The following is a 13,298-nucleotide window of genomic DNA, read 5'->3' on the forward strand; positions in this document are numbered from 1 at the left end:
TCCTTCGGACCATCCCGGAATGACGGCCAAACAGCCTAGCCTTCAAGGCGCTCGCTGAACGTCGCCCGGAACGGATGGGCCGGATAGACGCCGACGATGCGCAGCTCGCGCGAGAAGAACTTCAGCTCCTCCAGCGCGAACGCGAGCCCCTTGTCCTCCGGATGGCCGTCGACATCGGCGTAGAATTGCGTGGCGAAGAAATTGCCGTCGACCATGTAGCTTTCGAGCTTGGTCATGTTGACGCCGTTGGTCGCGAAGCCGCCGAGCGCCTTATACAGCGCCGCCGGCAGGTTGCGGACGCGGAACACGAAGCTCGTCACCAGCGGCCCGGAGTTCTGCTCGGCCCATTGCGGCTCGCGCGCCAGCACGACGAAGCGGGTGGTGTTGTGGGCCTCGTCCTCGATGTCCTCGGCGAGGATGTCGAGGCCATAGATGTCAGCGGCAAGCCGTGAGGCGATCGCGGCAACGCTCTTGTCGCCCCGCTGCGACACGTCGCGCGCGCTACCGGCGGTGTCGCCGGCGACGATCGGGCGGACGCCGAGCTGGCGGATGATGCGGCGGCACTGGCCGAGCGCGTGGACGTGGCTCTCGACGGTCTTGATGTCGGCGAGCTTGGTGCCTTTGAGGGCCATCAGCTGGTGGCGGATCGGCAGGAACCACTCGCCGATGATGTACAGGCCGGAGCCCGGCAGCAGATGGTGGATGTCGGCGACGCGACCGGCCACCGAGTTCTCGATCGGGATCATGCCGAGATCGGCCTCGCCGGAGGAAATCGCGGCCAACGCGTCCTCGAAGGTCGGGCAGGGCATGGCCTCGGCGGTCGGATAGGCCTCGGAGATGGCGATGTGGGAATTGGCTCCCGGCTCGCCCTGGAATGCGATTTTCAAGATCTTGCTCATGAGGGGCCTTGTAGCAGCAGCTTAGGTCTGTGACAGCAGCCGGCGCGCGGTTTCGAGATCGGCCGGCGTGTCGACGCCGCGCGGGACGGCATCGACAACCATCACGTCGATGCGCATGCCGGCCTCCAGCGCGCGGAGCTGTTCCAGCTTCTCCTGCTGCTCCAGCGGCGACGGGGGCAGGCTGACGAAGCGCTCCAGCGCCGCGCGGCGGTAGGCGTAGAGGCCGATGTGATGGTAGCGCGGTCCGTCGCCATGCGGCGCCGTGGCCCGTGTGAAATACAGCGCGCGCATGCGACGCCCGGACAGCGGCGAGCCGACGGCCTTGACCACGTTGGGGTTCAGGCTCTCTTCCTCGGTGTGGATTTCGGCCGCCAAGGTGGCGATGTCGACGGCGGGGTCCGCAAGCGGCGGCAGCACGTCACTGATGCTCTGGGGATCGATGGTCGGAAAGTCGCCCTGCAGGTTGACCACGATCTCGGCCTCGCCGGCCGGGTCGAGCTTGCACATCGCCTCGTAGATGCGGTCGGATCCGGAGGGATGATCGGGCTTGGTCATGACCACCTCGCCGCCCGCAGCCGTCACGGCCGCGGCGATCTCCGGCGTATCGGTGGCCACGGCCACGCGGCCGATCGCCGCCTCCTGGGCACGGCGCAGCACCTGCACGATCATCGGCACGCCGGCGATGTCGAGCAGCGGCTTGCCGGGCAGGCGGGTCGAGGCCATGCGGGCCGGGATCAGCACGAGGATCTTGGAGCGGGTCATCCGGGGAACGATAGCTCGGAGCCGGTCGCAACAGCGCGTCCGGGACTTGATGGGGGACAGCAAAAACGGCCCGCTTATACGGGTTGCCAGAGCACGGGCAAACCGATATCTCACTTCTGCCGCAGGGGGAGGCGCGACGGCTCGATTCCGCTCGATGCCTTCACGAAATCCTGGGGCGATTCACGGCCGCGGCCCCGCGGCCTCCAAGCCATGAAATCCGCCCTCGGAGCCTGATTCCAAAATGGACTCCTTCGAACTGAACAAAATCCTCGGCGCCGTTCTGGCCGCCTGCCTGGTCGTGCTGGTGACGAGCTTTTCCGCCAGCGCGCTGTTCGCGCCGAAAATGCCGGAGAAGCCGGGCTTCGAGATCGCCGTGAAGGAAGCCGAGGGCGCGGCCAAGGGTGCCGCTGCGCCGGCTGCCGCCGAGCCGATCGAGAAGCTGTTGCAGACCGCGTCGGTCGAGAAGGGCGCTGCCGCCGCCAAGAAGTGCGCCGCCTGCCACACCTTCGACAAGGGCGGCAAGAATGGCGTCGGTCCCAACCTCTATGGCATCGTCGGCGACCACATCGGCGAAGGCCGCGGCTTCAATTTCTCCGCGGCGATCAAGGCCAAGGGCGGCACTTGGACGATCGATGCGCTGAACCAGTTCATCGCCAATCCCAAGGGCTACATCCCGGGCACCGCGATGGGCTTCGCCGGCATCCAGAAGGACTCGGAGCGTGCCGACGTGCTGGCCTATCTGAACTCGCTGGCCGACAGCCCGGCGCCGCTGCCGACCGCAGCCAAGTAACCCGCGACTTAATCTCGCATTGCACACGGCCGGGCTTTGCCCGGCCGTTTTGCTTATGGGGAAGCGAATTTCGCCGCATTTGGGACCTTTGGTCGCATGCCGGTCGTTCACAACCCGGTATCATGAGAAAAAGCAAGGTTATCCGTCGAAACCTTGCCGTATATTGGTCCCTGAATGGAACGGGTTCGTAAGGTCCGGAGCGCCCTGCTTCGGCCGGTGCAACCTGTCCCGTCCGGATTGGGTTACGATCAAACGTTGGATCAGGAAGCATCGATGGCCGGCGCCGGCCAGGCGCTTTCGAGCGGTCTTATTCAGAGGAAGTCTCATTTGACGATTACCCGACGACAGCTCCTGCAGAGCAGCGTCATCGCTGCGATGACCCCGGCGCTCGGCACCGCCGCCAGCCTCGCCCCTCTCGATGCCGCGCAGGCGCAGACCGGCGAGCAACTGGTCTGGCGCCACGGCCTGTCGCTGTTCGGCGAGTTGAAATATCCGGCCGACTTCAAGCGGTTCGACTACGTCAATCCGGACGCGCCGAAGGGCGGCACCGCCCGGATGATCTCGCTCGGGACCTTCGACAACTTCAACATCGTCGTGATGTATGTGAAGGGCAACATCGCCGCGGCCGCGATGACCGTCTACGAGTCGCTGATGTCGCGGGCTCAGGATGAGGTCTCGACCGAATATGGCCTGCTGGCCGAGGCGGCCGCCTATCCGGACGACTACTCCTGGGTGGTCTATCGCCTGCGCAAGGAGGCGCGCTGGCACGACGGCAAGCCGGTCACGCCCGAGGACGTCATCTTCTCGCTCGACGTGCTCAAGAAGAACAGCCCGTTCTACGGCTCCTACTACCGGCATGTCGTGAAGGCGGAGAAGATCGGCGACCAGGAGATCAAGTTCAGCTTCGACGGGCCGGGCAACCGCGAGCTGCCGCACATCGTCGGCGAATTGCTGGTGCTGCCGAAGCATTGGTGGGAGGGCACCGACGCGCAGGGCCGCAAGCGCGACGTCACGGCGACGAGCCTGGAGCCGCCGCTGGGATCGAGCCCCTATCGCATCAAGGAGTTCGTGCCCGGCCGCTCGATCAAGGTCGAGCGCGTCAAGGATTATTGGGGCGCCAACCTGCCGGTGCGGATCGGCCAGAACAATTTCGACGAGCTGCAGTTCGAGTATTTCCGCGACAATCTCGTCGCGCTCGAAGCCTTCAAGGCCGATCAGGCCGACTGGATCAACGAGAATTCGGCCAAGCAATGGGCGACGGCCTACGAGTTCCCGGCGATTGCCGACAAGCGGGTCATCAAGCACGAGTTTCCGATCCGCGATTCCGGCCGCATGCAGGCCTTTGTCTTCAACCTGCGCCGTCCGCAATTCCAGGACGCGCGGCTGCGGCGCGCCTTCAACTACGCCTTCGACTTCGAGGAGATGAACAAGCAGCTGTTCTTCGGCATCTACAAGCGGATCAACAGCTATTTCGAAGGCACCGAGCTCGCCAGCTCCGGCCTGCCGCAGGGCCTGGAGCTGCAGATCCTCGAAGGCATGCGCGACAAGGTTCCGCCGGAGGTGTTCACCTCGGTCTACCAGAACCCGGTCGGCGGCAACCCCGAGAACGTCCGCGCCAATCTGCGCGAGGCCACCAAGCTGTTGAAGGAGGCCGGCTACGAGATCAAGGACCGCAAGCTGGTCGACCCGGCCGGCAAGCCGGTCGCGATCGAGCTGATGGTCCAGGACCCGTCGTCCGAGCGCATCGTGCTGTTCTACAAGCCGTCGCTGGAGCGGCTCGGTGTCACCGTCACGGTGCGCCAGGTCGACAACGTCCAGTATGAGCAGCGGGTGCGCACCTTCGACTACGACATGATCACCGATGTCTGGGGACAGTCGCTGTCGCCCGGCAACGAGCAGCGCGATTTCTGGGGCTCCAAGGCCGCGGACGAGCAGGGCTCGAAGAACACGGCCGGCATCAAGAACCCGGCAATCGACGAGCTGATCGAGAAGATCATCTTCGCCAGGGATCGCGCCACCTTGGAAGCGGCTACGCACGCGCTCGACCGGGTGCTGCTGTGGAATTTCTACGTCGTGCCGCAGTTCACCTATCCGTTCGCGCGCAGCGCGCGCTGGGACCGGTTCAGCCATTTCGAGCCGTTCCCGAAATACGCCAGCACCGGCTGGCCGTCGCTGTGGTGGTACGACGCCGAGAAGGCTGCCAAGGTGAAGCGCTCTTGAGCACGTTCTTGCATCTGTCGCGCCGGGGCGTGCTCGGGCTCGGGCTCGGCGCGGCAAGCGCCGTCGCCCTGCGCCCGGCCATGGCTGCGGAGTTCGGCGCCGAATCCCACGGCATGTCGGCGTTCGGCGATCTCAAATACCCGGCCGACTTCCGGCAGTTCGACTACGTCAATCCGGACGCGCCGAAGGGCGGGCTGTTCTCGCTGATCCCATCGACCCGCGCCTACAACCAGTCCTACCAGACGTTCAACTCGTTCAATGCCTATGTCCTCAAGGGCGAGGGCGCGCAGGGCATGGACATGACGTTCGCATCGCTGATGGTGCGCGCGAGCGACGAGCCCGACGCAGTCTATGGCCTGGTCGCCAAGTCGGTCGCGATCTCCGCCGACAAGCTGACCTATCGCTTCACGCTACGGCCCGAAGCGCGCTTCCATGACGGCTCGAAGATCACCGCTCATGACGTTGCCTTCTCGCTCAATACGCTGAAGGAGAAGGGCCATCCGCTCATCATCGTGCAGCTGCGCGACTTCGTGAAGGCCGAGGCGCTCGATGACGCGACCGTCGTGGTGAGCTTCGTCGAGAAGCGCGCCCGCGACGTGCCGCTCTACGTCGTGACCCTGCCGATCTTCTCCAAGGCCTGGTATGCGAACCGCGCCTTCGACGAGGGCCCGCTCGACGTGCCGCTCGGCTCGGGCCCGTACAAGGTCGGAAAATACGAGATCAACCGCTACGTCGAGTTCGAGCGCGTCAAGGACTGGTGGGCGGCCGACCTGCCGGTCAGCCGCGGCCTCTACAATTTCGACATCGTCCGCTACGAGTTCTATCGTGACCGCGACGTCGCCTTCGAGGGCTTCACCGCCAAGAGCTATCTGTATCGCGAGGAGTTCACCTCGCGCATCTGGGCGACGCGCTACGACTTCCCCGCGATCAAGGACGGCCGCGTCAAGCGCGAGCTGTTGCCGGACGAGACGCCGTCGGGCGGGCAGGGCTGGTTCATCAACACCCGCCGCAACAAGTTCTCAGATCCGCGCGTCCGCCAGGCGCTGACCTACGCCTTCGACTTCGAGTGGACCAACAAGACCATCATGTACGGCGCCTATGCGCGCACGGTGTCTCCGTTCCAGAACTCGGACATGGTCGCGGTCGGTCCGCCGTCGCCGGAGGAGCTGAAGCTGCTCGAGCCGTTCCGCGGCCAGGTGCCCGACGACGTGTTCGGCGAACCCTTCGTGCCGCCGGCCTCGGACGGCTCGGGCCAGGATCGCGCGTTGCTGCGCAAGGCCACGCAATTGCTGCAGCAGGCGGGACTTCCGGTGAAGGACGGCAAGCGGCTGCTGCCGTCGGGCGAGGTCTTCGCGATCGAGTTCCTGATCGACGAGGTCTCGTTCAAGCCGCATCACGGCACCCTGATCAAGAACCTGCAGACGCTCGGCATCGATGCCGATCTGCGCATCGTCGATGCCGTGCAGTATCGTGCGCGGGTCGAGGAATTCGACTTCGACATCACGGTGCAGCGGCTGTCGATGTCGCCGACGCCGGGCGACGGCCTCAGGGCCTATTTCACCTCGGACACCGCCAAGACCAAGGGCTCGTACAATCTGGCCGGGATCAGCAATCCCGCCATCGACGCGCTGGTGGCCAAGGCGATCGCCGCGGAGACCCGCACCGATCTGACGCTCGCCTGCCGGGCGCTCGACCGCGTGTTCCGCGCCGGACATTACTGGATTCCCCAGTGGTATCGGCAGACCCATCCGATCGCCTATTGGGATCAGTTCAGCCACCCGCCGAAGCCGCCGAAATATGCCTCGGGCGTCGGCGCCCCGGACATCTGGTGGTACGATGCCGCCAAGGCCGCAAAGCTGGAGCAGGCGAAGTAGTTCATGGCTGCCTATATCCTCCGCCGCATGCTTCTGATGCTCCCGACCCTGCTCGGGATCCTCTTCATCTCCTTCGTCGTGGTGCAGTTCGCGCCGGGCGGGCCGGTCGAGCGCGTCATCGCGCAGCTGACCGGCGCGGACACCGGCGGCACCTCGCGCATCTCCGGCGGCAGCGGCTCCGATTTCGGCGCGCGGCCGCCGGGGCAGGTCGGTGCGGGCGGCGACACCAACTCCAAATATCGCGGCGCGCAGGGGCTCGATCCGGCCTTCGTCAAGCAGCTCGAGAAGCAGTTCGGCTTCGACAAGCCGGCGCCGGAGCGCTTCGCGCTGATGGTCTGGAACTTCGCGCGCTTCGACTTCGGCAAGAGCTATTTCCGCGACACCAGCGTGCTGCAGCTGATCAAGGAGAAGCTGCCGGTGTCGATATCGCTCGGTCTGTGGATGACCCTGCTGACCTATCTGATCTCGATTCCGCTCGGCATCCGCAAGGCCGTTCAGGACGGCTCGCGCTTCGACGTCTGGACTTCGGCCGTGATCATCGTCGGCTACGCCATTCCCGGCTTCCTGTTCGCGATCCTGCTCATCATCCTGTTCGCCGGAGGCTCGTTCCTCAACATCTTCCCGCTGCGCGGGCTGACCTCCGACGGCTGGTCCGACTTCCCGTGGTACTGGAAGGTCATCGACTATTTCTGGCACCTCACATTGCCGCTGCTGTCCATGGCGCTCGGCGCCTTCGCGACGATGACGCTGCTGACGAAGAATTCGTTCCTCGACGAGATCCGCAAGCAATACGTCATGACCGCGCGTGCCAAGGGCTGCAGCGAGCGCCAGGTGCTGTACGGCCACGTATTCCGTAACGCCATGCTGATCGTGATCGCGGGCTTTCCGGGCACCTTCATCCACGCCTTCTTCTCGGGATCGCTGCTGATCGAGACCATCTTCTCGCTCGACGGCCTGGGCCTGCTCTCGTTCGAGAGCATTCTCAATCGTGACTATCCCGTCGTGTTCGGCAATCTCTTCATCTTTTCGCTGCTGGGTCTCGTGGTCAATCTGATCTCCGACCTCACCTACATGTGGATCGATCCGCGGATCGATTTCGAGGCGCGGGAGGTCTGATGACGCTCACAGCCACTCCCCCGGTCGAGACCACCACGCAGGCGCCGCTCGGCGAGGCCGTGCCGCCGACCCGGCATCGCTTCCGGCCGTCGCCGCTCAATCAGCGCCGCTGGCAGAACTTCAAGGCCAACCGCCGCGGCTACTGGTCGCTGTGGATCTTTCTGTTTCTGTTCATCGTCTCCCTGTTCGCCGAGCTGATCGCCAACGACCGGCCGTTCCTGATCGAGTTCGACGGCCATCTGTATTGGCCGGCCTTCGTCTCCTATCCGGAGACGGCGTTCGGCGGCGACTTCGAGACCGCGGCCGACTATCGCGATCCGTACTTGCAGAAGCTGATCGCCGACAAGGGCGGCACCGTGATCTGGCCGCTGATCCGCTATTCCTATGCCACCCACAATCTCGATCTGCCGACGCCGGCGCCGTCGCCGCCGACCTGGATGCTCAAGGAATCGCAGTGCAAGGCGGTGGTCGAGAAGAAGGGGCTCAAGAGCTGCCGCGATCTCGAATACAACTGGCTCGGCACCGATGATCAGGGCCGCGACGTGGTGGCGCGTCTGATCTACGGCTTCCGCATCTCCGTGCTGTTCGGCCTGTCGCTGACGTTCTTCTCCTCCATCATCGGCATCGCCGCCGGCGGCGTGCAGGGCTATTTCGGCGGCTGGGTCGATCTTCTGTTCCAGCGCTTTATCGAGATCTGGAACGCGATCCCCTATCTCTATCTGCTGCTGATCCTGTCGGCGGTGCTGGTGCCCGGCTTCTTCACGCTGCTCGGCATCATGCTGCTGTTCTCCTGGGTCTCGCTGGTCGGGCTCGTCCGCGCCGAATTCCTGCGCGGCCGCAATTTCGAATATATCCAGGCGGCGCGTGCGCTCGGCGTCTCCAACGTCGTCATCATGTGGCGGCATCTGTTGCCCAACGCGATGGTCGCGACCATGACCTTCCTGCCCTTCATCGTGTCGAGTTCGGTGATGACGCTCACCGCGCTCGACTTCCTCGGCTTCGGCCTGCCGCCCGGCTCGCCCTCGCTGGGCGAGATGCTGTCGCAGGCCAAGTCCAACGTGCAGGCGCCGTGGCTCGGCCTCACCGGCTTCTTCTCGGTCGCGATCATGCTGTCGCTGCTGATCTTCATCGGCGAGGCCGTGCGCGACGCGTTCGATCCGCGCAAGACGTTCAGGTGAGCGACATGGATGCGATCAGCCAGCCGCTGCTCTCGGTCAGGGATCTCTCGGTGGCCTTCCACCAGCAGGGCCGCGTGGTGACCGCGGTCGACCGTGTCTCGTTCGACATCAAGCGCGGTGAATGCATTGCGCTGGTCGGCGAGTCCGGCTCCGGCAAGTCGGTCAGCGCGCTGTCGGTGCTGAAGCTGCTGCCTTATCCTGTCGCCTCGCATCCCTCGGGCAGCATCCGCTTCAAGGGCCGCGATCTCCTGCCGCTGTCGGAAGGCGAGATGCGCGAGATCCGCGGCAGCGACATCTCGATCATCTTTCAGGAGCCGATGACCTCGCTCAATCCGCTGCACACGATCGAGCGGCAGATCGGCGAGATCCTGCAACTGCATCAGTCGATCTCGAACAGCGCCGCGCGCGCGCGCACCCTCGAGCTGCTCACCCAGGTCGGCATCCCCGAGCCGGAGACGCGGCTCGGCAGCTATCCGCACCAGCTCTCCGGCGGCCAGCGTCAGCGCGTGATGATCGCGATGGCGCTCGCCAACGAGCCGGACCTCCTGATCGCCGACGAGCCGACCACCGCGCTCGACGTCACCGTCCAGGCGCAGATCCTGGCGCTGCTCGCCGACATCCGCGCGCGGCTCGGCATGAGCCTGCTGTTCATCACCCATGATCTCGGCATCGTCCGCCGCATCGCCGACCGCGTCTGCGTCATGAACGGCGGCAAGATCGTCGAGCAGGGCCCGGTGGAGCAGGTATTCACGTCGCCGTCCCATCCCTACACCAAGGCGCTGCTCGCGGCCGAGCCGAAGCCCGATCCGGCGCCGCCGCGGCCCGATGCGCCGGTGGTGATGCAGGCCAAGGATCTCAAGGTCTGGTTTCCGATCAAGCGCGGCCTGTTCCGCTCCACCGTCGGCCACATCAAGGCGGTCGACGGCGTCAGCATCGCCGTGCGCAAAGGCGAGACGCTCGGCGTCGTCGGTGAATCCGGCTCGGGCAAGACCACGCTCGGGCTGGCGCTGCTGCGGCTGATCTCCTCCGACGGTCCGATCGTGTTCCTCGGCAGCGAGATCCAGGGGCTGACCTTCAAGCAGGTCCGTCCGTTCCGCCGCGACATGCAGATCGTGTTTCAGGACCCGTTCGGCGCGCTCAGCCCGCGCATGTCGGTCGGCGACATCATCGCCGAAGGCTTGAGCGTGCATCAGCCTGATCTGTCGGAGGAGCAGTCCGAGGCGAAGGTCGTCAAGGCGCTCACCGATGTCGGCCTCGATCCGCAGACCCGCTTCCGCTATCCGCACGAATTTTCCGGCGGCCAGCGCCAGCGCATCTCGGTGGCGCGTGCGGTCGTGCTCGAGCCGAGCTTCGTCGTGCTCGACGAGCCGACCTCGGCGCTCGACATGCTGTTCCAGTCCCAGATGGTCGAGCTGCTGCGCGAGCTGCAGCGCAAGCGCGAACTGACCTATATGTTCATCTCGCACGATTTGCGCGTCGTCGCCGCCTTGGCCAGCCATCTCATCGTGATGCGCCACGGCAAGGTGGTGGAGGAGGGCCCCGCCGCGCAGCTGTTCAAGGCGCCGAAGACCGACTACACGCGGGCGCTGTTTGCGGCGGCGTTCCGCAACGAGACGGCGGGGAACGGGGCGGCGGCGAGCTAGACAGCGCTCGCCCGGAGCCGCTCTGCTGCGCTCTCATAAATGGCGCGCGTTGGTGCAGCAGCGATCACAGAGTTATGCGCGCAACGAGAAAGAGCCAGCGGCTCGAGCTAGAGCATGATGCGATGACGTGGAGACGCATCATGCTCTCATCGCCAACGTGCTGATAAGGACGACGGTAGGCACCGCGAATTCAGTCTCACCTTCCCCTGGAGGGCAGGCTATCGCATATGGCCACTCTGAGTGTGTCCCGAAACTGTCTCCACATCGTCATGCCCGGGCTTGTCCCGGGCATCCACGTCGTTCTCAGCATGCCGGACGTCGTGGATGGCCGGGACGAGCCCGGCCATGACGACGCGGAGGGAGATAGGCGCAAAACATCGATCGCCATATGCTCTCACCCTCCCCCTCCAAGGGAGGGTGAGAGCGGGGCTGACCTCGAAGCTGCGCGCTGCGGGATCGAAAAGGTGCGTCATGCGGCCATGATGCGATTCCGAAGAAGCACATCATCCTCTAGCGGCTGTGGGGAGCTCATCAAACAGCGGATCGCTTCGGTTGTGGCACGCCTGCGGCCACACCGCGATCAGTGCCGGCCGCCTCCACCCCCGCCTCTGCCGCCACCGCCGAACCCGCCTTGGCCGCCGAAGCCGCTGCCGCCACCGGGGGGAGGACCACCTGGTGCGCCGCCGAAGCCTGGCGGGCCTGAAGCGCCGCCTGAGCCGAAGCCGCCGGGTGAGCCCATGCCGCCCGGCGGGGACATGCCGCTGTCGCGGCCGAAACCGGGTGCGCCCGGAGATCCCGGTCCCCTCGAATTGTTCGGCGCACCGGGTCCGCCCGGTGGGTTGCCGCCACCAGGGCCGCCCGGACCACCCGGCCCCTGCATCGGCCCTTGGCCACGTGGCGCCTGCGGACCCTGCACGGATTCGCCGGGGAAGCGGGTCACTGCCTGCACCGATTCGGCGCGCAGTCCGCCGGCACCGTCCGGAACGGCGTTGATCACGACGCGGGTCTCCCCCGCAGGCTGGAAGCGCGAATTGTCGCGCGCGACGTAGCCGGAGCCGAACCGCAGGTCGTTGCCGACGCGCTGGACATAGCCTTCGATCAAGAGCCGGCTGGCCCGCGCGAATTCCTTCAGATCGTCCGGCCTGATCTGCGCGACCTGCATCACGCCCTGGACGACGCGGCCTTCGGCCTGCACGCGCCGGCCGACCTGCGCCTGGTCGACGCCGGCGAGCCGCAGGCCGCCGATCGACAGGCCGCTGCGGTCGCGCACGACCACGCCGCTGATCCGGCTCGGCGCGCTGCTGCGCGGGTCGACGAGGCTGGCGACGATCACGCCGTCGCTGCGCCGCAGGCCGAACACCGCAACCTGGCTGCCGACCTTGCGCCAGCTCTGCTGGCCCGGCGAGATCACGGTCTGGCCGAGCACGGTGAGCTCGCCCGGCCTGACCGCCTCGATAGGCCCGGTCACCTCGCTGACGACGTCGATACGCGCAGTGCTGAGCGTGCCGCCGGGGTCGCGCTGCGCCAGCACGCGGGCGAGCTGGCCGATCTTCAGCGCCTTCACGGACGCAGCTTCGCCATCGATCGCGACCGGCACGTTGGGCGCGTAGCTGACGCGCTCGCCATTGACGAAGATGCTGCCGAAGCGCTGGATCACGCCGACGATGCCGGTGCCGCCCATGCCCTGGTCCTGGCCGCCGGTGATCCCGGTGCCGCCGAGACCCTGGTCATTGCCCTTGCGGGGCTGTCCCCAGGCGAGCGCCGATGATCCGGCGAGCCAGAGGCCAGTGAGCACGGCCCTGCGCGAGAGCATCGGCGGCCGGCTCATGATTTGCCGTCCTCGCCGGTGGCGTCCTTCGGCTCCTCCAGATAGATGTAGACGCCGAAATTCCAGCGGGCGTCGCCGCCCTTGTCCTTGGCCAGCGCGCGGTTGGCCTCGCGGTTGGCGGTCTTCAGCGCCTCCATCGCCAGCTCGCGCGAGCGCGCTTCGAGGCGCCGCGCCAGCTTCGGTGACAGCCCGTCATAGTGGACGGCGCGCTCCATGAAGCGCGGCGTCGCCTCGGACACGTTGTCGGCCGCGGCTGCGATGTGATCATGCAGGTTGCGGCCGAGATAATACCATTTGCGGTCGTCGTCGCCGCGCGGCACGAAGCCGGTCTCCGCCAGCACGATGTTGTCGCCGGCATCGATGCTCACGAGCTTGCGGTCGAGCCATTCATCGAGCACCGCGCGTGGCCGCACGTCCTTGGTGATCGCGGCCACCAGCGCCTCGAAGGAGGGGGCATCGCCCTCGGCGGTGCGCGGCAGCGGCAGCGGCTCGCCCCTGGCGTCGGTGAACTCCGGCGCAGCGAGCCAGTGCGCGATGATGGCGCTGGTGCGCGACAAGGTCGCGGGCACCACATTCACCGGCGCGCCCGCGCCACGCAGCCGCGCCACCTCCTTGCGATGGATGCCGGTGAGCAGGCTGACGCGGCTGTCGGTCTGTGGCTTGCCGTCGAGCGCGAAGTCGTGCTCGGCGACGTTCACGAACAGCTCGCGCAGCAGCTGGGCCAGCGCCGGGAACGTCATCCCGCTGCGGATGCAGAGCCGCACGAGCGGACGCAGCAGCCGCGCCAGCGGCGCTTGCAACTGCGTCGCGGTCAGCGGCGACGGCGTCCGGGCGGTGGGATCCATGCCCAGATTTTAAGCGGAGCCACTGTGGGACACAATCCCACACATTTATTGACGTGTGAAAAATTCCCACGTAATGGAGGGGGCGTTCAACCCCCGGCTGGTGCCTCTGCCGTCATCGAAGGCGCGCTGCGGGGGCGGTCCGG

General features: G+C 66.1%; 10 protein-coding genes. 6 read left to right on the top strand and 4 right to left on the bottom strand.

Going from position 1 to position 13,298, the window contains the following annotated elements; all coding sequences use genetic code 11:
• Positions 1-35 precede the first annotated feature (35 nt).
• Positions 36-899 (bottom strand): prephenate dehydratase, encoded by an 864-nt coding sequence (locus QXZ94_RS29410; RefSeq protein WP_315724324.1) that lies wholly within the window; start codon positions 897-899, stop codon positions 36-38.
• 21 nt (positions 900-920) lie between these two features.
• Entirely contained in the window at positions 921-1,661 is a 741-nt protein-coding gene (locus QXZ94_RS29415; RefSeq protein ID WP_172110105.1) for a 3-deoxy-manno-octulosonate cytidylyltransferase, read from the bottom strand.
• A 241-nt stretch (positions 1,662-1,902) separates the two neighbouring features.
• Between QXZ94_RS29415 and QXZ94_RS29420 the strand changes: the two genes are divergently transcribed.
• The 6 genes from QXZ94_RS29420 (at position 1,903) to QXZ94_RS29445 (ending at position 10,482) form a co-directional block, all read left to right on the top strand.
• Complete coding sequence (locus tag QXZ94_RS29420) at positions 1,903-2,451, top strand: c-type cytochrome (RefSeq protein WP_172110104.1); 549 nt, start codon at positions 1,903-1,905, stop codon at positions 2,449-2,451.
• A 375-nt stretch (positions 2,452-2,826) separates the two neighbouring features.
• Positions 2,827-4,671 carry an extracellular solute-binding protein gene (locus QXZ94_RS29425; RefSeq protein WP_315726605.1) on the top strand — a complete coding sequence of 615 codons (1,845 nt, stop codon included), beginning with the start codon at positions 2,827-2,829 and terminating at the stop codon, positions 4,669-4,671.
• Positions 4,668-6,545: an extracellular solute-binding protein gene (locus QXZ94_RS29430; protein ID WP_315724327.1), complete on the top strand. Its 1,878-nt coding sequence runs from the start codon at positions 4,668-4,670 to the stop codon at positions 6,543-6,545. Before QXZ94_RS29425 ends, QXZ94_RS29430 begins: the two co-directional genes overlap by 4 nt.
• Before the next feature lie 3 nt (positions 6,546-6,548).
• Positions 6,549-7,661, top strand: a complete 1,113-nt coding sequence (locus QXZ94_RS29435) for a microcin C ABC transporter permease YejB (RefSeq protein ID WP_315724329.1) — start codon at positions 6,549-6,551, stop codon at positions 7,659-7,661.
• Positions 7,661-8,839: an ABC transporter permease gene (locus tag QXZ94_RS29440; protein WP_315724332.1), complete on the top strand. Its 1,179-nt coding sequence runs from the start codon at positions 7,661-7,663 to the stop codon at positions 8,837-8,839. Before QXZ94_RS29435 ends, QXZ94_RS29440 begins: the two co-directional genes overlap by 1 nt.
• Before the next feature lie 5 nt (positions 8,840-8,844).
• Complete coding sequence (locus QXZ94_RS29445; protein WP_172133736.1) at positions 8,845-10,482, top strand: ABC transporter ATP-binding protein; 1,638 nt, start codon at positions 8,845-8,847, stop codon at positions 10,480-10,482.
• Between the two features lie 580 nt (positions 10,483-11,062).
• Here the strand turns inward: QXZ94_RS29445 and QXZ94_RS29450 are convergent.
• Entirely contained in the window at positions 11,063-12,310 is a 1,248-nt protein-coding gene (locus QXZ94_RS29450; RefSeq protein ID WP_315724335.1) for a DUF5666 domain-containing protein, read from the bottom strand.
• Entirely contained in the window at positions 12,307-13,155 is an 849-nt protein-coding gene (locus QXZ94_RS29455; protein WP_315724337.1) for a DUF6502 family protein, read from the bottom strand. The genes QXZ94_RS29450 and QXZ94_RS29455 overlap by 4 nt, the downstream gene beginning before the upstream one ends.
• Between the last annotated feature and the right edge of the window lie 143 nt (positions 13,156-13,298).

It is taken from the genome of Bradyrhizobium sp. SZCCHNS2022 (genome assembly GCF_032377575.1).
GTDB lineage: Bacteria > Pseudomonadota > Alphaproteobacteria > Rhizobiales > Xanthobacteraceae > Bradyrhizobium > Bradyrhizobium aeschynomenes.